19 protein-coding genes are annotated in these 23,700 nt (G+C 52.7%); 13 read left to right on the top strand and 6 right to left on the bottom strand.

All coding sequences use genetic code 11. The features are described from left to right. Positions 1-936: TRAP transporter substrate-binding protein (locus tag LMED105_RS12170; RefSeq protein WP_008251734.1), on the bottom strand; the 936-nt coding region annotated here is incomplete at its 3' end. Positions 937-1,049: 113 nt separating this feature from the next. Between LMED105_RS12170 and LMED105_RS12165 the strand changes: the two genes are divergently transcribed. Then, the gene (locus LMED105_RS12165; RefSeq protein ID WP_008251733.1) at positions 1,050-3,041 is read left to right on the top strand and encodes a PAS domain-containing sensor histidine kinase; all 1,992 of its coding nucleotides are present in this window, start codon (positions 1,050-1,052) and stop codon (positions 3,039-3,041) included. Continuing rightward, complete coding sequence (locus LMED105_RS12160) at positions 3,028-3,696, top strand: response regulator transcription factor (RefSeq protein ID WP_008251726.1); 669 nt, start codon at positions 3,028-3,030, stop codon at positions 3,694-3,696. Before LMED105_RS12165 ends, LMED105_RS12160 begins: the two co-directional genes overlap by 14 nt. Here LMED105_RS12160 and LMED105_RS12155 read toward each other — a convergent pair. The 3 genes from LMED105_RS12155 to LMED105_RS12145 all read right to left on the bottom strand — a co-directional run bounded on the left by LMED105_RS12155 (position 3,675) and on the right by LMED105_RS12145 (position 7,594). After that, positions 3,675-4,241 (bottom strand): hypothetical protein, encoded by a 567-nt coding sequence (locus tag LMED105_RS12155; RefSeq protein ID WP_008251724.1) that lies wholly within the window; start codon positions 4,239-4,241, stop codon positions 3,675-3,677. The genes LMED105_RS12160 and LMED105_RS12155 overlap by 22 nt on opposite strands. Then, positions 4,238-5,608, bottom strand: a complete 1,371-nt coding sequence (locus tag LMED105_RS12150) for a chloride channel protein (protein ID WP_083797196.1) — start codon at positions 5,606-5,608, stop codon at positions 4,238-4,240. Before LMED105_RS12150 ends, LMED105_RS12155 begins: the two co-directional genes overlap by 4 nt. 126 nt (positions 5,609-5,734) lie before the next feature. Then, on the bottom strand, positions 5,735-7,594 hold the full coding sequence (locus LMED105_RS12145) for a DEAD/DEAH box helicase (RefSeq protein WP_083797195.1): 1,860 nt from the start codon (positions 7,592-7,594) through the stop codon (positions 5,735-5,737). A 361-nt stretch (positions 7,595-7,955) separates the two neighbouring features. On the opposite strand from LMED105_RS12145, the gene LMED105_RS16450 reads away from it, so the two are divergent. From LMED105_RS16450 to LMED105_RS12120, 5 genes are all read left to right on the top strand, one after another. Beyond that, positions 7,956-8,546 carry a hypothetical protein gene (locus tag LMED105_RS16450; RefSeq protein WP_050771229.1) on the top strand — a complete coding sequence of 197 codons (591 nt, stop codon included), beginning with the start codon at positions 7,956-7,958 and terminating at the stop codon, positions 8,544-8,546. Positions 8,547-8,621: 75 nt separating this feature from the next. Then, a complete protein-coding gene (dacB, locus tag LMED105_RS12135; RefSeq protein ID WP_198006854.1) occupies positions 8,622-10,073 on the top strand; it encodes a D-alanyl-D-alanine carboxypeptidase/D-alanyl-D-alanine-endopeptidase in 1,452 nt (483 codons plus the stop codon). A 104-nt stretch (positions 10,074-10,177) separates the two neighbouring features. Beyond that, the gene (locus LMED105_RS12130) at positions 10,178-10,477 is read left to right on the top strand and encodes a YqjD family protein (protein WP_008251715.1); all 300 of its coding nucleotides are present in this window, start codon (positions 10,178-10,180) and stop codon (positions 10,475-10,477) included. A gap of 9 nt (positions 10,478-10,486) precedes the next feature. Further along, positions 10,487-10,885 (top strand): phage holin family protein, encoded by a 399-nt coding sequence (locus tag LMED105_RS12125; RefSeq protein WP_255348728.1) that lies wholly within the window; start codon positions 10,487-10,489, stop codon positions 10,883-10,885. Next, positions 10,882-11,292, top strand: coding sequence for a hypothetical protein (locus LMED105_RS12120; RefSeq protein WP_008251706.1), 411 nt, complete (start codon positions 10,882-10,884; stop codon positions 11,290-11,292). Before LMED105_RS12125 ends, LMED105_RS12120 begins: the two co-directional genes overlap by 4 nt. On the opposite strand, the gene LMED105_RS12115 is transcribed toward LMED105_RS12120, so the two are convergent. Next, on the bottom strand, positions 11,270-12,853 hold the full coding sequence (locus LMED105_RS12115; protein ID WP_008251700.1) for a UbiD family decarboxylase: 1,584 nt from the start codon (positions 12,851-12,853) through the stop codon (positions 11,270-11,272). The two genes, LMED105_RS12120 and LMED105_RS12115, sit on opposite strands and share 23 nt — an antisense overlap. Positions 12,854-13,270: 417 nt before the next feature. On the opposite strand from LMED105_RS12115, the gene LMED105_RS12110 reads away from it, so the two are divergent. Further along, positions 13,271-14,131 carry a lytic transglycosylase domain-containing protein gene (locus LMED105_RS12110; RefSeq protein ID WP_008251698.1) on the top strand — a complete coding sequence of 287 codons (861 nt, stop codon included), beginning with the start codon at positions 13,271-13,273 and terminating at the stop codon, positions 14,129-14,131. 9 nt (positions 14,132-14,140) lie between these two features. On the opposite strand, the gene LMED105_RS12105 is transcribed toward LMED105_RS12110, so the two are convergent. Beyond that, on the bottom strand, positions 14,141-15,340 hold the full coding sequence (locus LMED105_RS12105; protein ID WP_232222752.1) for an aminotransferase class I/II-fold pyridoxal phosphate-dependent enzyme: 1,200 nt from the start codon (positions 15,338-15,340) through the stop codon (positions 14,141-14,143). 93 nt (positions 15,341-15,433) lie between these two features. Between LMED105_RS12105 and LMED105_RS12100 the strand changes: the two genes are divergently transcribed. From LMED105_RS12100 to mgtE, 5 genes are all read left to right on the top strand, one after another. Further along, entirely contained in the window at positions 15,434-17,749 is a 2,316-nt protein-coding gene (locus LMED105_RS12100) for an NADP-dependent malic enzyme (RefSeq protein WP_040513353.1), read from the top strand. Positions 17,750-17,835: 86 nt separating this feature from the next. Next, on the top strand, positions 17,836-19,038 hold the full coding sequence (locus LMED105_RS12095) for a patatin-like phospholipase family protein (RefSeq protein ID WP_050771228.1): 1,203 nt from the start codon (positions 17,836-17,838) through the stop codon (positions 19,036-19,038). Between the two features lie 60 nt (positions 19,039-19,098). Continuing rightward, a complete protein-coding gene (locus tag LMED105_RS12090; RefSeq protein WP_050771227.1) occupies positions 19,099-20,898 on the top strand; it encodes a bifunctional chorismate-binding protein/class IV aminotransferase in 1,800 nt (599 codons plus the stop codon). A gap of 22 nt (positions 20,899-20,920) precedes the next feature. Beyond that, entirely contained in the window at positions 20,921-22,180 is a 1,260-nt protein-coding gene (locus LMED105_RS12085; RefSeq protein ID WP_008251692.1) for a putative Na+/H+ antiporter, read from the top strand. 21 nt (positions 22,181-22,201) lie between these two features. Continuing rightward, a complete protein-coding gene (gene mgtE / locus LMED105_RS12080) occupies positions 22,202-23,698 on the top strand; it encodes a magnesium transporter (protein ID WP_008251691.1) in 1,497 nt (498 codons plus the stop codon). The last annotated feature ends 2 nt before the right edge of the window (positions 23,699-23,700 follow it).

The following is a 23,700-nucleotide window of genomic DNA, read 5'->3' as shown; positions in this document are numbered from 1 at the left end:
TCGACGGTGCACCGGCTCAAGTGCCTTGCGCCACAGTTCAATCTCAGCACTGTTCAGGATGGCCACTTTGGTATTTTTGGATTCCTTCACCTTGGCCAGGGCCTGTGCATTCAATTTTTCTGCTTCGTCGTCGTTTTTTCGCGTGGCATCGACAATGCTTCGTTCAAGTGTTGTGCGAATGTCCGCTGGCAAGCTGTTCCAGAATTTGCGATTAACAATCACTGCGTAGCCCAGGTAACCGTGATTGGTTACCGCCACATACTTTTGAACTTCATGCATCTTCTTGGAATACAGGTTGGAAGGGGGGTTCTCAGTGCCGTCCACCAAACCAGTCTCTAGTGCAGTGTGCACATCCGAGAACGCCAGCGGAATTGGCGTGGCACCCAACGCTTCCATTTGTGCCTCAAGAACACGCGAAGGCTGGATTCTCATGCGCTTGCCCTTCAAGTCTTCAGGCAGACGAAGAGGGGTGTTGGCGCTCATCACCTTAAAGCCATTGTCCCAATAGGCCAGCCCCAATATTCCGCGGTCCTCAAGTTGGGTCAGTAACTGCTTGCCTATTTCACCCTGTGTTACGGTTTTTAGCACCTGGCGATTCGGGAAAATGTAAGGAAGGTCGAACACTTCGAAATCACGCATGCCCAATTGGCCAAACTTGGCCAGCGAGGGGGCCAGCATTTGTACCGCTCCCAGTTGAAGCGCTTCAAGCTCTTCACGGTCTTTGTACAAAGACGAGTTTGGGTAGACCTCCACTTTTACACGACCTCGTGTGCGTTCCTCCACCAGTTTCTTGAATTCCAGTGCAGCAATTCCTTTTGGGGTATTTTCATCGACCACATGGCTGAACTTGATCAGAATCGGCGGAGCTGCACTGGCGGGTGCCAATGCAACGCCATGAAGTCCAAGTAAAAGTCCGAGTGCTGATAAATATTTCATATTGCGGCTTGTTCGTAGTTATTCATTGAAAATTCCAGAGTAGGACCTTCCTCACCATTGTGGGTTTCCACATCCTCTGAAATCTTTTTGCCATTTCGTGGCACTATCCAGCCATGCAAGTGTTCGCCCCTTATGAGCCCAATTTAAAGAAAATCAAGCGCCGCCAAGCCATGAGGTTTGGCATGCCAGTGCTTGTTTTTTCACTTTTAATGGCTTTGATGGTGGCCGCAGTTTACTACGCCCAGCAAGACGAACGGGATCAAAACCAGGCAAAACTGATTGCAGATGCACTGTGGGCTCGCCAGAACATTCAGTTTCAAGTGGGCGGTCTGATCAATTCGCTGCAAGCGCTAACAAACGATTCGCTCATTTATCCATCGGCACGGCTGGCTGCAAGCTTGAATCAGCTCAGTCGTAGTTCAGGTGAACTGGTGGCTGTATTTCGTGGACCAGAACTAATTCCCATTGTGAATCTGGAAGACAATTTTGATGAGTACGACCTCGAAGCGGTTCGTCAATTGATTTCAGCGCCAGTCAATCAACGTTACGAGTCTCGCTTGGACGGGTTGGTTGGACCCTTTTTATTTCAAGGGCGGCACTATGTGGCCAATGTCAGTGTGGCTCAGCGTGGTGAGGCTGTTACCGCGGGTTTGATCGATCTCGACCTGATGCTGGAAAAAGAGCTGCCTTGGTGGTTTGCGCAAGATAACCAGGTGGAGCTTCTCGATGCCAGCGGGGCAATTTTGTCGCGTCTGGTCAAAGCCAGCCCGGGTGCCGGGGTTTACATGCACACCACTTCGCTGGAACTTGGCGGGCTGCAATTTCAACTCAGGGTCAACAGCATTCAAGAGGGCCCCCGATTGTTCAACTACGGCATTACCGGGGCTTTGGCATTTTTGCTGTTGTTGTTGCTGCTGAGCTTCATCATGTTGTGGCGCGATTCTCGCCGTCGTCTGGAAATTGAAGCGCGCCTGGAAGAAGAAAAGTTGTTTCGCCAATCCATGCAAGACTCCATGGCAGTGGGTTTGCGCGTTTGGGACTTGCAGGGTTTTATTCGCTATGTGAACCCGGCGTTTTGCAATATGGTGGGTTACAAACCCGAGGAGTTGATTGGCATTCCCCAGCCCTTGCCTTACTGGCCCAGCAAAAGTACCGAGGAATACAAAAGGTTGGTGGCCGACGTTATTTCTGGCAATGCTCCGCCTGAAGGGTTTGAAACCATTTACCAGCACAAGAACGGCAAGTTCATTGATGTGCTGATTGTTGAGGCGCCGCTCAAAGACGGCCGCGGTGTGCACACTGGCTGGATGAGCTCGGTGATCGATATTACTGATCGCAAACGTTCCGAGTCACTTATTGCCGAGCAGCGGGAGAAATTGCAAGCCGCTTCACGATTTGCTTTGGTGGGGGAAGTGGCGTCCAACATTGCACATGAGTTGAATCAGCCACTGGCCACCATGGTGTCGTACGCGCAGGCCGGCATGAATTTAAGCCAGCGTGGTGCCAGTCTTGAGATGTATGGCCAGTTGTTTGAAAAGTTGCGTGATCAGGCGCAGCGCGCTGGCCGTGTGGTTGGCTCAGTTCAAAATCTGGTGCGCAAACGCAAGCCCACTCGCGAGAATGTTCGTGTGGTCGATTTGATCGATTCGATTCAGTTCATGGTGAATTCCACCGCGATGCTTCACCAGGTGCGTTTGCATTTTGACATTGGAACACCCGATTTCGTGCTGTACATCGATCGAATCATGGTGGAGCAGGCCTTGGTGAATCTGGTTAAAAACGCATCCGAGGCGTTCACTGCTTCGCAACGAATTCGCAATGTGTGGATACGCGCGCGGCAGTTGGAAAACTCATTTGAGTTTTCAGTGCGCGATGATGGCCCAGGTTTGAGCTTGAACAACACTGAGAAAATGTTCGAGGCTTTGGTGTCGACCAAACCTGACGGATTGGGCCTGGGTTTAAGCCTGTGTCGTTCGGTGGCTGAGTCACATGGTGGTCGCTTGAAGGCAGAAGCGGTGCCCACCGGCGGCACGTGTTTTACAATGGACTTGCCAATGGCAGTCAGAGAATCCATGGAAGGGGAACAGTCAGTTGGAGCCAACTAAAAAAGTGCAGGTATTGCTGCTTGACGATGATGACGATCTGCGCGAGGGCATGAAATGGATGTTCGAAACCGTGGATCTTCCCATGCAAGGGTTTGCGAACTTTGAAAGCTTCAAGTCCAGGCTCGATGAATATGTCAGCAGTGATGCCGAGCTTTGCCTGTTACTCGACTTGCGCATGCCCGATATGTCGGGTCTTGAGGTGTTCGAGTGGCTCAAGCGCAGCGGCTACAGTCTTGACCGTCTGCCTGTCATTTTTTTGACTGGGCATGGCGATATTTCTACTGCTGTAGAAGCTGTAAAAAATGGTGCGTTCGATTTTTATGAAAAGCCTACCACCGATCAGCGTTTGATTGAGCGAGTCAAGCAGGCACTTCAAAAATCAGGTGAATTCCTGGTGAATCTGGAAGTATTGAAGCAATGGTCTGAGCGCATTGATCGCCTGTCACCTCGCGAAAGAGAGGTCATGTTTTTGGTGGCCAAGGGCAAGCTGAACAAGGTGATTGCCTCTGAGTTGGACATTTCCATGCGGACAGTTGAAGTTCACCGTGCCAATGTGTTTGACAAACTCAAGGTGCGTTCGGCTGCCGAGTTGGCAACTTTACTGAGTCGCCTCAGTGACCGCTTGGGGTTTGATCAGTTGGCTGGACTGGAATAAATTTCCACCATATTGGGCAGCCGAACTGCATCGCCAAACAGTGGGCTCGAGGTGTCCGGGTGCAGCTCCAGGACAAATGCTTTGCGGGCCAGTCGATTGTCCCTGAAATAAGTTTGAACAGCATCCAGTCTTTGGCTGGCCACGGCCAGATCCAGTTCCGCACTGCCCTCGGTTTGAGTGCTCGAGCGAATCAAAATCGGGCCAGATTTTCCCGCCTTGGTGGCTTCATTCAAAGCCTCGAGTTTGGGCAGACAGTTCGACGGAATTTCAGTTTGCCCTGGCTTGAAATGAATCAATATTTCCAGTCGTCTGTCTTCCCGGCGAAGAGTCAGCGCGGCTGCGGTACTCTGTGACTCCGAAAGCGCGTTGACCACACCGTTGAACAAGTCAAGTGTAGGTTGATGGCCGCAGTGCATTTCCGGGTTGCTTAACCGTTGAACCACGCTGTCGATGGCATGTCCAGGTTTGATTGCGCAAAACACAGCGACCGCCGACAATCCAGCAATTTTTCCTGCTCCAAACTTGCTAATTGAGCGTTTGCTCATTTTTTGTCGTCAAGGCTGGTGGTTTCTGCAGGTTTTGGTTCCGGCGCTGATTCGGTTTGAGCAAAGCTGACTTTGATTTGATTTGCAAGCAAGTGGTAAATGGATGCTGGCAAAATCCGTTTGCTGACCTGCGTGGAGATGGCTGACACGAAAATCAGCGGCATGACCAAATCGTGGTTGTCGACCATTTCCAGCACAATGACGAATGCGGTGATCGGGCAGTGAGTAACAGCAGACAATACACCTACCATGGCCAACAGCATTAAGGGCGCGGTTTCACTGTTGGTGAGGCCTGCAAAAAAATGACCAAAACCCGCGCCGATCGACAGGGTCGGCGAGAACACGCCACCTGGCACCCCGCTGGCAAACGACACTACAGTGGCCACCATTTTTGTGAGCCAGAACATGGGTGACAGTTCTTCGCTGTCCTGAAGTGCGGCTTTGGTTTCCTCGTAACCTGCACCAAACACCTCTGCACCAAACACCAGTGCCATCAAGGAGAGCACAACGCCACAACCAGCCGCAAAGCGGTAAGGAAAACGGCTGCGCAAACCGCCCAGAAAGCTGGTGCTCGACACCAGGATCAACATACTGCGCCCGTACAAACCACCGACGATCCCTGTCAGAATGGCCAGCGTGAAGATAACCAGCCATTCCTGCACCCAATCAATGGTGGCATTTGAATAACCAAAGTACGAATAGTTACCTTGAAGAATCAGGGCGACCAAACCAGCCAGCACAATCGCCATCAGCAGTGCCGAGGTGTGTCGCATTGTTTTGCGGCGCCCCAGTTCTTCAAAGGCGAACATTAAGCCACCCAGTGGCGTATTGAAGGCAGCGGCAACCCCTGCAGCGCCACCGGCAATGATCAGCGAACGTGTGTCAAACAGTTTGGCAATATTGGGAAAACGGCCTGCATAGGCCATCAGCGCAGCACCAATTTGAACCGTGGGCCCTTCACGACCAGCAGCTGCACCCGCAGCAATCACAAACGGTGTGATCAGCAGCTTGCCCATAAAGGCGCGTGGTCCCAACAGCCGTTCCATCAGGCGGGGCTTAGGATGCTTTGTGACTTTAATGGCTTGTGGAATACCGCTGCCCCCTGATCCCCAAAAAATTGTGTTGACCAGCCACAGTGCAATTGGAAACACAATGGGCGGCAAGAGCAGCGCAATCCACATGTGCTCGGCAAACAGTTCCTTGTTCCACTCCCCAGCGAAGTCTGACATCCACGCGAAGCCTACGGCTAGCAGGCCTACCAGCAGGGAAAAAAGATAGATCACGGAGACGATCATGCCCCGGTCTGCCATGAAACGGGATAGTCGAGCGCTTTGCGCCAGCCACTTGCTTTTGGAATTTGGCCGCACGGTGGGAGGTTTCCTGCTTGGTTGGTCAACAAGCCTCAAATTGTCGCATAAAAACAAAAAACCCTCAGGCTTTCGGCTGAGGGTTTTTCTTGGGGTTTCCCCCGGTGCTGCTTTTACGCTGCTTTTTTAGCCAGCGCGGCGGCGGCTGAAGCCACCACGGTCACCCATGTTGCGCGCCGCGTTTTCTTTACGTGCACCAGAAGCGTGTTCACGCTTTGGGCCAGAAGGTGCTGTACCTTCTGCGCGGAAGGCCGGGCGAGCACGCTCTTCAGAGCGTGGGAAGCTTGGACGTTCTGCATCGCGATTCCACTTTTTCGGTGCATCGGAGTTGCCTGAAAAGCCGGAAGGCTTACGATCACCAAAGGAGGGCTTGTCGCCAAACGACTTGCGCTCACCGAAGGGTTTGCGATCGCCAAATGAAGGCTTGTCGCCGAATGGCTTGCGGTCACCGAATGGCTTGCGATCACCAAAGCTGCGCTCTTCGCCTTGAACAAACGGCTTGCGGTCGCCAAAGCTGCGCTCTTCGCGGGCTTCATAAGGCTTGCGGTCACCGAAAGACTTGCGTTCACCGAAGGCCGGCTTGTCACCGTAGGACTTGCGTTCGCCAAAGGCAGGCTTGTCACCATAAGACTTGCGTTCGCCGAAGCTGCGCTCTTCACGCGCTTCGAAGGGCTTGCGGTCGCCATAAGAAGGCTTGTCGCCGTAGGACTTGCGCTCGCCACCGCCAAAGCTGCGGCCTTCGGAACGGCCACCGCTGTTGCCAGCGTAGCCGCCACCACCAGAACGACCACGGCCGCCACTTGGCTTGCCGCCACGTGGTGCCTGTGTGAAGTTGCCGCGTGGCTCCAGGCCTTCAACCTGTTCTTCGGGAATGCGTGAATTGATGAAACGCTCGATGCCACGAACACTGATGATGTCGCAGGCTTCGGCCAAGGTTACTGCCACGCCACTGCGGCCAGCACGGCCGGTACGGCCAATGCGGTGCACATAGTCTTCCGACTTCATGGGCATGCCGTAGTTGATGACGTGAGAAATTGCAGGCACGTCCAGGCCACGGGCAGCAACATCGGTTGCAACCAGTACCTTGATGTCGCCTTTGCGAACGCTGGCCAAACGGCGGTTACGCACTACTTGTGGCATGCCACCGTGCAGGGCGCAGGCACGAACGCCTTCGTCGGCCAAATCGCGGGCCAAGTTTTCAGCATCAATTTGTGTGCTTGTAAATACAACAGCTTGAACCATGTCTGGGTGCTCCAGCCAATGGTTCAACAGCTTGCGCTTGTGACCACGGTTGTCAGCCCACATCAGTTTTTGGGCGATGTCAGTGTTGGCTTCGTTCTGAGCCGCCATTTCAATGCGCTTTGGGTTGTTCATGATGTTTTCGGCCAAACCGATAATGCGCTTGGCAAAGGTGGCGGAGAACATCAAGGTTTGAATGCGGTTACCGCACAGTTGGTCGATGGCTTCCAGGTCTTCAGAGAAGCCCAGGTCGAGCATGCGGTCGGCTTCGTCAACGATCAATGTAGTCACTGTGCTCAAGTTCAATTTGCCTTGCTGGGCCAAATCGAGCAATCGGCCAGGTGTACCCACAACAATGCGTGCACCACGCAGGCTGGCCATTTGCTTGCCGTAAGGCATGCCGCCAACAACAGTTGCTACGCGAACGCCCTTGGTGAATTTCACCAGGTTGATCGCATCTTGGCTAACTTGTTGGGCCAGTTCACGTGTTGGGCACAGCACCAGACATTCCGGGCCAGCCAGCATTTCCATGGGGCTTTGTTCGCCGGTCATCATGCGGTGCATAACGGGCAGCAGGAAACCGAAAGTTTTGCCGCTACCGGTCTGGCTGGAGACCATCAGGTCGCCACCGTCTTTGCCCAGGGGCACGACTTCTTGTTGTACGAGTGTAGGGGCAGTAATGTTCAAAGCATTCAGGGCTTGCAGCAAAGGCGCGGCAAGACCCATGTCATCAAATGACATAGACATAATAAAAGTTCCAATTCGATGTGGACTTAAAAATTCATCGACGAACAGAAATGAGACGACGCGGCTAGGAACTTAGTTGTTCCGGATGGTCGCAAGAGAACTGGCGGCGATGGGCAAAGCACAGCTTCAAGAGCTTGTGCCAACAAAGGCAACCCAACGCGGTCCAATGGTGAGAATCGTAAAACGACCCGTTGATTTGCAATCTGGAGCGAAGTCTACTGGGTTTGTGTGCGATGCACAAGAAAAGATTGTGGTTAAAGCAACAATTAGAAGAAAAACACCAACATCCCCGCAAATGTCTATCAATTTTTCCAGGAACCGGACGTTATCACCTGTAGAGGTAGTCAATCAGGACTGGATTATGAAAAAACTGAAGATATTAATGGTGGCGGGTGCTGCGACCATGCTGAGTTCATGCGACCTGTCGCAGATCCCGGGTCTGACAGGCAAGTTGTCCATGGAAGACAGCAAGGCGGTGGGCGCGGCGTGCAGGCATTCTGGGCGTGCGCTGGAGGATTGTTTTACGTTGAACCCGAATACACACCAGTCCGGCGTGTTTGAGGGTTGGCGCGACATGAACGACTACATGCTGGCCAATGAAATCGAAGTGGTGAAACCCGAGATTCGGAACTCGGCCTTCAAGCAGGAAAAGACGTCGCTTGAACCGGCCGGGATGCATGCCGTGCCGGTTGAGCCGGGTTCTGCACCGGTAGGTACGCCCGAAGAGGCTGTGCCTCTCGCCCAAGGGCGGCAACGCTGGTTGCCCAAAGGTGTTGACGACTCGGTGGCAACTGATCCGACTGTGACCGCACCGCCCGCAGTGGGCAAAGCCGATACCACTGTGGCCTCCCCTTCGGTAAGTCCCGAGGAGGCACCAGTTCAGGATGCGCCGGCGACAGAGTCTCCCACGCGACCTTGGGAGCGTAAAAAGGATCCGAAGAAACACACCTGAGGACCTGTGCCAAGCGCCACAAGGTGGCACGAATGATATCCTGAAAGTTCACAATTGCACTTCAGGATTTCACGCGTGTCAGTTCGTAAACTAGGTGGTGTTATCGTCCTCTTCAGTCTTGCTTTGCCGCAAGCCACATGGTCCAGCCCCCTGGATCCCCAAGTGCGGGCTTTTCCCAATAGCGTGACTCAGGCCTTCGTCAAAAAAGGCATTGCAGCAGACAATTTCACAGCCTACGCACTACCCATCGCACCTTTCGTTCACCGAAAACCGCAGGCTTACGCCCACGGTTCCAGTCAGTTGGTCAATCCTGCCTCTGTCGCCAAGGTATTTACAACGGCGCTGGCTTTGCAAAAGCTTGAGTCGACTTATCGATTCAAAACGGGATTTCATGCCGTTTCTGAGCCAGTGGATGGTGTGTTGGCTGGTCCCTTGTACATCAAAGGCAGCGGAGATCCGGCGTTTTTGAGTGCAGACTTGTGGGCTTCGCTTCGACAGCTTCGAACCAAAGGCGTCGATATCATTAACGGCCCGGTTGTGTTGGATGACTCCGCTTTTGCCGAACAACTGCCCAGCCTTGGCCTTGCTGAGGAGGACGCTTTTGATGATGCGCCTCACCGTGCGTATCATGCTCAACCCGATGCCCTGTTGCTGAATTTTGGTGCAATGTCGATTGACCTGAAAATCAATGAAAACACAGTGCTGGTTGTGCCTGAAGAGGCGCCAAAAGACTGGGCTTTTGTTTCGGAAATCAATTTGACTGGTGGCGGTTGCGGTGCCTGGAAAAACGGCATGTCCGTTGACTTTGCAAAGGCTGGGCGCGATGTAGTGGTGACTGTGAAGGGCAACTACCCGCGTCGTTGCGGTCAATCGCGCTTGCCCATTCGTGTGCCCGCGCAGGATTGGCTGTGGGAATCGTGGGTACAGGAAATTTGGTTGGAGTTGGGCGGCAAGTTTGCCGGGCCACAAGGCGGGCAGGTGATTAAAGGGGTGACGCCAGCCAACACCATTGCCTTGTATACGCATTATGGAAAGCCACTGAGTGACCTGATCAAGCAGATCAACAAATGGTCTAGCAATGTGATGGCTCGCCATCTTGAATTGGCGGTGGCAGGCACTCCGGAGGCTTTTAATGTGCAGCTTAAGGATTGGTTGAAGCAGCAGGGAATTTCATCCAATGACTGGTTTTTCGAGAATGGATCGGGTTTGTCCCGTGACACCCGGATTGATGCAAAAGGTCTGGCCGAGTTTCTGCGCAATATGGCAGCTCGATCGGATTTTCCCGATTTTCTCGCCAGTTTTCCGCGCGCCGGTGCAGACGGTACCCTTCATCGACGTGTGACCAATGTGGATGGATTCGCCTATCTGAAAACCGGTAGTCTCAATGGAGTGCGTTCTTTGGGTGGTTATCTGCGAGACCGCGAGGGGCAATTGTGGGCTGTTGGTGTTTTGGTAAAAAGCCCCAGGGCTTACGACAGCTGGGGTCCCATGGAAAGCTTGCTCGAGTTTTTATACAGGGCAGAATAATTCAAACCAAAAATGATGCGCTTGCCCGCAAGCCTTTCCCAATCTGGGTTTTCCTTTGTTAGACTGATTCATTACTTTCATTCACCAGCACGAGGCCAACAAATATGGACAACAGCAAAGACAAACTCTTTAGTGACATGAAAATTGTGTTGAGCGATGCAGAAGATCTGTTGAAAGCCGCAGCTTCATCCTCAGGTGAACGTGCAGTTGAACTTCGTGAAAAAGCCCTAGTTAGTTTGCGCCGCGCGAAAGAGGTGATGCAAGACGCCCAGTCGGCCGTTCTCGAAAAAGGCAAAGCCGCAGCGCGTGCCACCGATGATTATGTGCATGATCACCCGTGGAAGGCAGTGGGTATTGCAGCGGCAGTGGGGTTTGTGTTGGGTTTGATTATTAACCGTCGTTAAAGGTTGGCTGTGCTTAATCCAAATGCAAGGGCAGCACTGAAAAGGGTTGTGGCCAGTTTATTGGGCATGACCCAAACCCGCTTGGAGTTGGCGGGCGTCGAGTTGGCTCAGGTACGTCAAACCACGGTGCGGACCGTGGTTTGGTCATTGTTGACTGCATTGGCCGCTGCATTTGCTTCGTTGTTTGCTTGTATCTTGGTGATTGCATTGGCATGGGATACGCATCGTTTTCTCGCAATTGCCGGATGCGTCGCTTTCTATGCAGTTTTGGGTGTGTACTTTTATGTGCAATTAAAAGACACCCTGGCCTCGCAACCCCCATTGTTTGAAGCGACATTGGCCGAACTGGGTCGGGACAAACAGGCGGTGCTTGACAGTTTGGGTAGCGAGCCCCGGGAGCAGTCATGAGCAAAAAGTTTGATGCACTGGAAGCACGCAAAGAATTGTTGATGATGAAAGCCCAGCTAGAGCGCATGGAGTTTGGTGGGCAAATCGATACTTTGAAAAAAGAATTTGCCTGGGTCAATGTGTTCAGGCAGTTTGGTGGCTGGCTTGGGCAGCGCAACATGCGCGCACTGGGTCCGGTGGCTAGCTTGGGTGGTCAATTCTGGCAAGAGGGCTTAAAAAAGTATCCCTTGCTTGGCATGTTGGCCTCCACTGTACTGCTTCGTTTTCGACAGCCCATTTCCAAGGTGGCATTGCGCGCAGGTCTAGGCGCAATCGCCTTGGCGGCTGGCATGTTCTGGTTTCAAACGAAAAGCCCTTGGGCTTCCCGTTCGGTGCCTGGGCACTCTACAGACCCAAGCGACTCATAAGTTCTCGTACTCGCTCATCCAGGTTGGGGTCGGGCTGAATGCTTCGGCCCCACTCGCGCGTGGTTTCTCCGGGCCACTTGTTGGTCGCGTCCAGTCCCATCTTGCCACCCAAGCCACTTACAGGGCTTGCAAAGTCCAGATAATCAATCGGGGTGTTCTGTATCAATACGGTGTCCCGCACGGGGTCCATTCGGGTTGTAATCGCCCAAATTACCTCTTTCCAGTCACGCGCATTCACATCGTCGTCGACGACCACAATAAACTTGGTGTACATGAATTGGCGCAAAAAGCTCCAGGCACCCATCATGACTCGCTTGGCATGTCCGGCATACGCTTTTTTCATGGAGATAACCGCCATGCGGTAGCTGCAACCCTCTGGCGGCAGGTAAAAGTCCACAATTTCGGGAAACTGCTTTTGCAGTATTGGCACGAACACCTCGTTCAATGCCACGCCCAATACAGCAGGTTCGTCGGGTGGTTTGCCGGTGTAGGTGCTGTGATAAATCGCATCGTTGCGTAACGTAATGCGGTCTACCGTGAATACCGGGAACCAGTCTTGCTCATTGTAATAGCCAGTGTGGTCTCCGTATGGACCTTCCAGTGCGCAGTCCCAGCCTTTCAGGTATCCGGGCACAGGCGGGGGTTCTCTGAGCACAGTGACGCCGTCGCGTATCTCGGGCACTTCGCCATCGGTTCTTCCTTTGCGGGCCGCCACTGCGATGGGGTGCTCATAGGGGTAAATGTGGCCTTCCAGCACCATTTCGGCCTCGGCTGGCACCTGAAGCGAATTGCCTTTACAAGCCACAAGTTCAGTGCGGCTGCCGCGCAGCAAACCTGCGAACTGGTATTCAGACAGTGTGTCGGGAACGGGCGTCACTGCACCCAGAATAGTCGCGGGGTCGGCACCCAGTGCCACTGAAATAGGGAAGGGTTGACCGGGATACTTCAGGGCATGGTCGCGGAAATCGAGCGCACCGCCACGGTGTGCCAGCCAGCGCATGATCAGCCGGTTCTTGCCAATTTGTTGTTGACGGTAAATGCCAAGGTTCTGGCGTTTACGATTCGGACCCTTGGTAACCACCAAGCCCCAAGTCAGCAGCGGGGCGGCATCGTCGGGCCAACAGGTCCAAATGGGTATCTGGTTCAAGTCAACGTCCGGACCCTCTACTACGTTTTCATGGCACGGTGCTTTACTGACCACTTTAGGAGCCATCGACAGCACCTGTTTCACCAAAGGCAATTTGTCCAGTGCGTCTCGCATTCCCTTGGGTGGTTCGGGTTCTTTCAGATAAGCCAAAGTGCGGCCAATGTCCCGCAGCGCCTCGGTGTTGCTTGCGCCCATGCCCATAGCCACCCGTTTGGGTGTGCCAAACAGGTTGCCCAATACCCGATGTTGATAGCCTTGCGGCGCATCAAACAATAGAGCAGGCCCCTCGGCGCGTAGCACTTTGTCGCACAGGTGGGTCATCTCCAGGATTGGACTGACGGATTCAGGTACTCGCTGAAGTTCACCTTCTTTGTAGAGTAAATCGATGAAGTCTCGAAGGTTCTTGTATCGCATTGTGAAAAAAACTGCCTGTTTGTGGTCCGAAAGGAACAGTTAACAAGAAATTACAACCCACACCTAGAGGGCTTTTTCAAGCCCCCCAAAAGCGCATAACGCCTAGCGATGGGGGTAAGTTCTTGTTTTGAGTAGAAAGACTCTACCAGATTTTGCATTGACCCCTGCCCGGGTTGACCCTAGAATCCGGTCAGCTTTGTGACAGGTATCACCTAAGTCACACAAACGCAGTTGGAGGGTGAAACTTGAGGGAACTCAAGTCAGCCTAACTTCATCTTAAGAGTGCTTTAACCATGCAGTACTTGTAGTCGTTGGTTAAAGCAGAACGTTCTGCCTCACGGACAAAATGGAGGCAGATGCACCGCTGAGTCAAACAATGCAGGGTTAAGCCTGCGTTTGCGTAGCAGAGGAGGTTGCATGAAGCAGTACGAAACCGTTCTGAGCGTTAATGGCCAGCAGGTCCAGTCTCAGAATTTAATTCAATCTTTGAAACATGCTGTTACCGGTCTCGGTGTAGCAACGTCAGTTCTGGTGGCAGGCGCAGTGGCTATTTTGCTGTCCAACGCCGAACTTCGCAGTCAGGTGTTTTTCTCTGCCCCAGTGCAGGCAATTTTCGCCACTGAAATAGATTTGCTCAGCACAGGCCTCGCAGCTGGTGGCGCCGAGGTGGTCAACAGCACAGCCAAGTCTTCGGCAAGCCCTTCGGGTTCCAAAAACTTGATGCCAGTGAAGTTCAATTCGATTGATTCGAGTAAGCCTTTGACCGCAGGTCAACGTCAAATTACCTCCTATCTGGCCAAGCGCTACAGCGTGTCGCCCGAGGCTGTAGAGTCAATTGTGCGATTGGCTTACAAGGTTGGCAAGGAAGAGAAAGTAGAGCCCACCCTGATCCTCGCGATTGTGGGTATCGAGTCCTCTTACAATCCATTTGCGGCAAGCCCAGTCGGTGCGCGCGGTTTGATGCAGGTGATGCCCAAAATTCACAAAGACAAGTTTGAGGCTTTGTCGCCCGGTGACTGGTCGCCTCTGAATCCTGAAATGAACATGCGTGTCGGTGCGAAAATCATTCGCGAATACACCCGCCGCACGGGTTCCGTGAGTGCCGGTTTGCGCTGGTATGTGGGTGCAGCCATTCACGGCAACGATGGTGGCTACCCTGGCAAGGTTTTGGCGCTCAAGTCGCGTATTGATTCAACCTACCAACAAGGCAGCTTGGTCGCTTCGCGTGAAAATGGCCAGAAAGTATCCGCAGTCACCGTGGCCGGCACAGAAGGTTAATCCACAAGGTTACCGGCCTTGGTTGAAAATTCGTATCCGTTCGATGGCAGTTTCCAGATTGTCCATCGAATTGGCGTAAGACAACCGCATCATCTCGCTTCCCCGGAATTCTGAAAAATCCTTGCCGGGGACAGCGCACACCAAAGCCTTTTCCAGCAATTCCTCGCAATAGCGATCGCTGTCATAGGGCGACTTGGCGTAAACGTAAAATGCAGAGTCTGGTGTCGAGTGCAGCTCGATCCCTGCTTTCGGAAGTGCACTCACCACAAAGTCCCTTCTCGCCTTGAATACCTGTCGTCGCTCCTCGCAAATAGCCAGTGTTTCCGGTGCAAAACAGGCCAATGCCGCCCATTGCGCGGGTGTATTGGGACATATGCTTAAATTCTGGGCAAATCGTTCAATGGCAGGCAACATGGTTTCTGGTACCACCATCCATCCAAGGCGCAAGCCCGTCATGCCAAAATACTTTGAAAAACTGTTGATAACCACCAAGGGTAGTTGTTCGCTGGGTGCCCCAGTCACCTGAAGTACACTTTGCGCGGAGTGGTCGTAGCACAACGACTGGTAAATTTCATCGACGATTACAAAACCGCCCCGTGTGCTTACGCCGTGGACAATTTCCTGCATGGCTTGTGCACTGAGTTGGGTGCCGGTCGGGTTGCTAGGCGAGGCCAACAGTACACCTGTGGTTTGTCGCGTCCACTGAGCGCTCAAATCGGCCCAACTGGGTTGAAAGTTTTGTGCTTCATGGGTTTGCACAAAATCAGGAATACCACCCGCCATTTGCACAAAGGTTTTGTTGCAGGGGTAACCGGGGTCGGTTAGCAGCACATGGTCGGCCGGGTTGATGAGCGCAAGGCAGGCATACATAAGCGCGGCCGATGCTCCCGATGTGATTACGATTTGGTGGGCCGGTATCTCAACCTTGAAATTGCTTTGGTAATACCGGCCAATGGCCTCACGCAGCTCGGGCAAGCCCAGGGCCGCTGTGTAACGGGTTTTGTGCTCTGAAACCGCTCGGACCAATGCCTGCTCAACAGGTTCTGGCATTGGAAAGTCGGGTTCACCGATCGAAAGATGAATCACCTTTTTTCCCTGGTCTTGCAGGGCGTCTGCCGCTTTCACCAGTTCCATGACGTGAAAGGGTTGAACAAGATTGCTAAGGCTGGACTGCTTCAATTCTTCACCCTTGTTAGTGAGTGGCGCCAACAAGTTGCGCGATTTGTGGAAACCCCTAGGGACAGCTTCACTGGCTGAGCCTATAATTTTCGGTTCTGTTGTTCACCTCAAAGAGAAGATTATATGGCTCAACCAATGGATCAGCGCTTCAGGCAGGCCGCCCTTGAATATCATGAATTTCCAAAGCCTGGGAAATTGCAGATTTCGGCGACAAAAAGCCTGGTTAACCAGCGTGACTTGGCTTTGGCCTATTCCCCCGGGGTTGCAGCAGCTTGCGAAGAAATTGAGGCGGACCCGTCAACCGCTGTGCGATACACCGCCAAAGCAAATCTGGTGGGTGTGGTTACCAACGGCACGGCAGTGCTTGGTTTGGGCAACATTGGTCCGTTAGCCGCTAAACCTGTCATGGAAGGCAAGGCGGTACTGTTCAAAAAGTTTGCGGGTATCGATGTATTTGATATTGAAATCAACGAGAACGACCCCGACAAGCTGATTGAAATTATTGCTTCCCTTGAGCCGACATTTGGCGGCATCAATCTGGAAGACATCAAGGCGCCAGATTGTTTTAAAGTTGAACGTGCCTTGCGCGGGCGCATGAATATTCCGGTGTTTCACGATGACCAGCACGGCACCGCTATCGTGGTGGGTGCAGCCATTTTGAATGGCCTGGAAGTAATCGGTAAAAAACTGGATGAAGTGAAGTTTGTGGTATCTGGCGCAGGTGCTGCCGCCTTGGCTTGTCTTGAGTTGCTCGTTGAGTTGGGTCTGCCGCGTAAAAACGTGTGGGTCACCGACATTGATGGCGTGGTTTACAAAGGCCGCACCACCAACATGGATCCCGATAAAGACCTGTTTGCCCAAGACACCGATGCGCGTACTTTGGCCGATGTCATCAAAGATGCAGATGTGTTTTTGGGTTTGTCAGCTGGTGGCGTTTTGAAACAGGATATGGTGCGAGCCATGGCAGCCAAGCCGCTGATTTTGGCTTTGGCCAACCCCACACCGGAAATTCTGCCTGAACAGGTGAAGGAAGTTCGCGACGACGCCATTATGTGTACCGGCCGTACCGACTACCCGAACCAGGTAAACAACGTGTTGTGCTTCCCATTTATTTTCAGGGGTGCGCTTGATGTGGGCGCCACCACCATCACCAAAGAAATGGAAATTGCGGCAGTTCGCGCAGTGGCCGAGCTGGCTCGCAAGGAACAATCAGATGTCGTGGCATCGGCCTACCGTACGCAGAATTTAAGCTTTGGTCCGGAATACCTGATTCCAAAACCTTTCGATCCCCGCCTGATCGTGCACATTGCGCCTGCAGTGGCAAAAGCCGCCATGGAAAGCGGTGTGGCCACACGTCCAATTGCTGATCTGGAAGCCTACAAAGACCAGTTGCAGCAGTTTGTGTACCATTCTGGCACTTTTATGAAGCCAATTTTTGCGGTGGCCAAACGTTGTGTAGCCGAAACGCCGCAAACCTCCCGCATTGTTTTCGCCGAGGGTGAAGATGAACGCGTGATGCGTGCGGTGCAGGTGGTGGTTGATGAAGCCATTGCCAAACCCATCATGATTGGTCGCCCAGCCGTGATCGAGCGCCGTCTGGAACGTTTCGGCCTGCGTATCAAGCCTGGTGTAGATTTTGAGTTGATCAACCCCGAGTACGATGAGCGCTACAAAGACTATTGGCGCATGTACCACGACTTGACCAAGCGCAAGGGCGTGACCGAGGCCTACGCGAAAATAGAAATGCGTCGCCGCAACACCTTGATTGGTTCCATGATGATTCACAAAGGCAATGCAGACGGCATGATCTGCGGTACCTTTGGTACCCATTCGCTGCATTTGCACTATGTGGATCAAGTGTTGGGTCGCCGCGCGGGTTGCAACACCTACGGTGCCATGAACGGCCTGATGTTGACCAACCGTCAGGTGTTTTTGGTCGACACGCACGTGAATTACGATCCAACGGCTGAGCAAATTGCCGAGATTACTTTGATGGCTGCCGAAGAAATGCTGCGTTTGGGTGTTCAGCCTAAAGCAGCCTTGCTCTCGCATTCCAACTTCGGCTCAAGCAATCAGCCTTCGGCTGTGAAAATGCGCGAGGCGCTCCAGATTCTTCGCAACATTGCCCCTTGGCTGGAAGTAGACGGCGAAATGCACGGTGATTGTGCCATCGACGAGCAGGTGCGTAACACCATCTTCTCGGGTTCTACCTTGACCGGTGAAGCCAACTTGCTGGTGTGTCCAAACATTGATGCAGCCAATATTTCATACAATTTGCTGAAGTCGGCTGCAGGTAACGGTATTGCTGTGGGGCCAATTTTGCTGGGTTCAGACAAACCTGTACACATTTTGACGGCGTCGGCTACGGTACGTCGTATCGTCAACATGACTGCACTGGCTGTTCTCGACGCGAATTCTGAGCGGGTCAGTTCGCTTTAAAAGTAGCGCTTTAAAACAACAAATGGGCGTGCAAGACACGCCTGTTTTTGTTTTAACTTATTCGAAATGTGTCGCACAATGGTTTCATGAGCGATCAAGACACATTTCACAGTGAAGAGCATGATGACATCACCGGACTGGTGTTGTCAGGAGGCGGCGCACGGGCCGCTTATCAGGTGGGTGTTTTGCATCAGCTTGCCAAGTGGTTTGAGCAAGAAAACAAACGCGAATTCGATTTTCCATTCAAAATTTTGTGCGGTACTTCGGCTGGTGCAATTAATGCGGCAGCCTTGGCTTGTGCAGGTCGCAACTTTTATCAGTCTACGGACCGCATGCTCAAAGTCTGGGAAAACTTCAGCTCAGATCAAGTATTCCGCTCAGACTCCTTGGGTATTATTCGCACCGGTGCACGCTGGTTGTCTGCACTTTCGATTGGCTGGATGCTTCGCAAGCGCCCCAAGTGCCTGCTCGACAATTCCCCTCTCTCGCACTTAATGCACGAGTTGTTGCATTTTCGAAGGCTGGATGAAGCACTTGAAAACGGCACCATTCACGCTTTGGCAGTGACTGCATCCAGCTACAGTTCTGGTCGCAGCGTAACCTTCTTTCAAACCCAGAAGGCCATTGAAAGCTGGGCCAGAACGCAAAGGGTGGCATTGCCCGATCGGATCACTGTCGAGCATCTGTTGGCCTCTGCAGCAATTCCTTTTGTATTTCCAGCAGTGAAACTAAATATCGAGGGGCAGATGGAGCATTTTGGTGATGGTTCCATTCGCCAATTGGCCCCAATTAGTCCCGCAATCCATCTGGGGGCAAACCGGGTGATGGTGATTGGCTCCAGTCAATCGGACAAAGACCATACGCAGCGTGTTGAAATCCAGAATGCGTATCCCAGCCTGGCTCAAATTGCAGGCCATGCCATGGCATCCATTTTTCTGGACAGCTTGTCGATCGACATTGAGCGCTTGAGCCGCGTCAACAAAACGCTGGGATTGTTGCCGCCCGAAATGGCTACAAAAACTATATTGAAACCGATTGAGCTGTTGGTGATTTCACCTTCTGAAAGGATTGATGAAATTGCAGCACGCCACACGAAAGATTTGCCCCGCCCGGTGCGCACTTTGTTGTCGGCTTTGGGAGCTACGGAGGCCAGTGGTTCCTCTTTGGCCAGTTACCTGCTGTTCGAAGCAAACTACACCCGTGAGTTAATTCGAATGGGCATTGCCGACACGATTGCCAAAAAAGATGCAGTGTATGAGTTCTTCCACCTGGGTCAGTCAGATCGCTGAGTTCTGCGCAAAGCCGCGTTACAATTGATGCTTCACGGGTAGCGCGGGCGTTTGTTCTTCATGTCTTCTCAGTTTGTAGCCGCCGCATGGCACGCCAGAATGACCAACGCCCAGGCGCCGGAAGGACTGTGTGTTGCGATCGGCAAACCGGTGGCTGTACTGGGTAGTTTTGTTCCGGACGAAGTTGAATCCGTTCTGGTGCAAGCACACGCCTTGTCCCGGCAAGGCATGTATGTTGTGGGCGGTTTGAGTTATGAAGCGGCCTGCGCGTTTGATGCTTCATTGCAAGTGTGTCGCAACCCGAATTTCCCCTTGATTGAATTTCACGCATTTGATGCGGGGCAGGTGCGTGTTTATCCACTTGAGCAGCTTCAAGCGCTTGTCCTCGATGGTGGGTTTTCTCCTTGGCAAGACCAGCAAACGCACAGTGAATATTCAGATTCATTTCAACTGGTTCGCAAGGCCATCGAGGCGGGCGAATTTTATCAAATCAATTTGACCACACGCCTTAAGGCGCCAAGTGGCGGCATTGATGCCTGGGCTTTGTTTCAGCATTTGTATTTGACACAAGCTGCGCCCCAGAGTCTGTTCTTGCGTGGCAGTGCGTTCAACGCAATTAGCCTGTCCCCGGAATTGTTTTTTCAGTGGGATGGTACAGAACTACAAACCGCACCAATGAAAGGCACCCGCAATCCCGTGTCCAGTGGATTTGGTGTGCTAAGCGACAGCGAAAAAGACCGTGCAGAAAACGTCATGATCGTAGACCTTCTTCGCAACGATATGGCGAAAGTTTGCAAACCACGGTCAGTGCAGGTTCGGTCGCTGTTTGATGTCATGCATTTGCCCACGGTGGATCAAATGACTTCCAGCATCATTGGTCAAACTGCGCCTGGTGTTACCTTGGCGGACTTGTTTGCAGCCCTGTTTCCATGCGGCAGTGTCACTGGGGCGCCGAAATCGCAGGCCATGCTGCGAATCGCTGAATGGGAAGCGGTTCCACGCAATTTTTATTGCGGTGCTTTGGGAGTCCTCAGTCCTGGTGGTCATGCACATTTCAATGTGCCGATTCGTACCGTGATTGAACACGACGGTGTTCTGGAATACGGCGTAGGCAGTGGCATTACCTGGTATTCAACCGAAGAAGATGAAAAGAAGGAATGGTGGCAGAAAACAACTTTCCTGCGGCAGGCCACCTGTGATTTTCAGGTGCTTGAAACATTGCGTCTGGAACAGGGGCAATGGGTGAATCTGGATGAACATCTGCAACGGATGTCCGCCAGTGCCGACAATTTTTCCTACGTGTTCAATCTGTCCGAAGTAAAGAAAACTTTGCATCAAACTGCTGCCGAGCATACCGAAGGAGTTTTTCGTGCGCGCTGCTTGCTTAACGCGGTCGGTGAATTCAAACTGGAATTGCATGCGTTTGCCTTGAGCGATGCACCTGTTCAAATTCGCCTGGCTGACCGGGCGATGCTGGCGCCTTCCGAGTTTATTTTGCACAAAACCACACATCGGCCCGAATACGAATTTTTTCAGAAGCAGGCACAGGGTGATTTTGATGTGTTGCTGTACGACCAGCATGGCCACTTGACTGAAACTTGTCGCTGCAATGTTGTTCTGAAAATTGATGGCGAGTATTTAACACCACAAATATCTACAGACTCAGGCACTTATTTGTTGCCCGGTGTGTTGCGTCAATGCCTTTTAAGGGAAAATACGATTCGGCAAACTGCGCTGACTGTGCAAGACTTGCAACGCGCTCAAGCCATGTGGTTGATCAACAGCCTGCGTGGTTGGGTACCTGTTTCGTCGGTGCTTGATCGTGAAGGCAAGGCGCTGTTTTCCAACAATCAACTATAAAAAATAATCAAAGGGACCCGACATGAACCCGACCACCATAGAGATCATTGGCGCAAGTCTGTTCGCCATTGCGGTCATACACACGTTTTCAACCAAGTACTTTGAACGACTTGCACACACACAGCCCAACCATGCGGGTTTGTGGCATTTGCTGGGTGAAGTGGAGGCGGTGTTTGGCTTTTGGGCCATGGTGCTGGTTGTCTTCATGTTCTTCGTGATCGGTCAAACCGCAGCACTGGATTATGTCGACACGCGCAATTACACCGAACCTTTGTTTGTGTTCGCCATTATGGTGATTGCAGCCAGCAAGCCGATTCTGGTGCTGGCAGGACGAATCGTTCGAGTGGTGGCTTCTGTCATTCCGATTGACAGGCAGGTGGCTTATTTTTTCACCACTTTGTCGATTGTGCCATTGCTGGGCTCCTTCATCACAGAGCCGGCAGCCATGACTCTCGCGGCCTTCCTGTTGCGCGATCGTTTCTATTCCCAAGGCATCAGCAACAAACTGATGTACGGCACGCTGGGCGTGTTGTTTGTGAATATTTCGATCGGCGGTACATTGACCCCATTTGCTGCGCCACCTGTGTTGATGGTGGCTGCGAAGTGGGGCTTTGACATGCAGTACATGCTGACCATGTTTGGCTGGAAGGCGGCGATTGCCGTGTTTGTGAATGCCACGGCGGTCACCTTCCTGTTTGCCAAAGAACTGACAGCGATGAAAAAGCCAGCCGAGAATGGTCCCAAAGAGGACATGCCAATCTGGGTGATTGCCACACACCTGCTGTTTTTGGTCGGGGTGGTGGTGTTTGCGCACCATGCGGCCATGTTCATGGGGCTGTTCCTGTTTTTCCTGGGATATACCAGCGCATACAGCCGCTACCAGGACCGCCTGATTCTGAAAGAAGGCTTGATGGTGGCATTTTTCCTGGCTGGTTTGGTGGTGTTGGGCGGTATGCAGGCTTGGTGGCTTCAAGATGTGTTGAAGGAAATGAGCCCCACCGCGTTGTATTACGGTGCAACTGCCTTGACCGCAATCACAGACAATGCGGCATTGACCTACCTGGGTTCTTTGGTTGAAGGTGTGGATGAGCAGTTCAAATATGCGCTGGTGGCAGGTGCCGTGACTGGCGGCGGCCTGACCGTGATCGCCAATGCGCCCAATCCGGCGGGATTTGCGATTTTGCAAAAGTATTTCAACGACGGCTCCATCAATGCAGGCAAGCTGTTGATTGCGGCGCTCGGCCCAACATTGGTGGCCGTGGTGGCATTCCAGTTTTTGTAATCCTGATTCGGGACTTTTGACTTGAGCGAACAAAACATCGACTACAACGATCAAGAGCCAGCGATTGAGCTGCCTCACGATCTCGATGATGCACAGAGGGCCCTGGCCGAAGTGCAGGCGATGTTGCGCAAACAGAAAGTCATTGAAAGCGTTGTTCACAATCAGCAAACCACAGTCAATCCGCAGCGGCAAAGCCTGGTCGAAGAGCTGGTGCACCGACAGCACCTGACCGAACTGGGTAACAAGCTGTATCTGTTGCACCCTGCTGACGTGGCCTATGTACTGGAAAGTTTGCCGCAAGAAGAGCGGATGTTGGTGTGGAGCCTGGTGCGCTCTGAACGCGATGGCGACATTCTTCTTGAATTGAGCGATGCCGTTCGTGAAAGCCTGATCAAGTCCATGGACAGCGAAGAACTGTTTGCTGCCACCGAATCTCTGGACGCAGATGAAATTGCGGAATTGGCCCCCGATTTGCCACGCGATGTGGTGGAAAAACTGGCCAGCAGCCTGAGCCTTGAGGAGCGCGAACAACTACGCGCAGCCATGAGTTACCCGGAAGACACGGTGGGTGCGCGCATGGACTTCGACATGGTGACAATTCGCGATGATGTGACACTGGAAGTGGTGTTGCGCTACCTGCGCAGGTTTGATGAATTGCCAGATCAAACCGATCAGGTGTTTGTGGTCGATCGGGTCGATCACTTCAAGGGCAGTCTGCCCTTGGACCGCCTTTTGGTAAATGAACCAGAAACCCTGGTGAGCGAGGTGATGAGTCGTGAAGTGCTGATGCTGTCTGCATTGGACGATGCCTATGAAGCTGCGCAGGCCTTTGAGCGTTACGATCTTGTGTCGGCGCCCGTTCTTGATCCATCCGGAAAGCTGATTGGTCGCCTGACCGTGAATGAAGTCGTGGATGTGATTCGCGAGGAAAGCGAAGCAGACCTGCTCTCGAGTGCTGGTTTGCGTGAAGAAGAAGATCTGTTTGCGTCGGTGTGGGAGTCTGCCAAAAACCGTTGGATGTGGCTGGGTCTGAATCTGTGTACCGCTTTTTTTGCAAGTCGCGTGATTGACTCCTTCGAAGGCACGATTGCCAAAGTCGTCGCCTTGGCCACTTTGATGCCCATTGTGGCGGGTATTGCGGGCAATTCGGGCAACCAGACCATGACCTTGATGATTCGCTCGCTGGCACTTGGCCAGGTAACCGCTGCGAATTTCAAATTGTTGCTGAAGAAAGAACTGGCCATTGCTGGCTTGAACGGTTTGGTGTGGGGCAGCGTGGCAGGCCTTGCGGCATGGGGCCTGTATTTCGGGTCACCCAACGCCGTCATGTTGGGCTTGTTGATGACCCTTGCTGTGATGTTGAACCTGTTGGTTGGCTCGCTGATTGGTGTGCTGGTGCCTTTGGGTTTGGAGAAAATGGGGCGTGACCCAGCCATGGGGTCTTCCGTGCTGCTGACCTTTACCACTGACAGCATGGGCTTCTTTATTTTCCTGGGACTGGCCTCCCTGTTCTTTTAAAG

It is taken from the genome of Limnobacter sp. MED105 (assembly GCF_000170915.1).
Taxonomy (GTDB): Bacteria; Pseudomonadota; Gammaproteobacteria; order Burkholderiales; family Burkholderiaceae_B; genus Limnobacter.
This window is presented reverse-complemented; position numbering and strand designations above follow the sequence as displayed.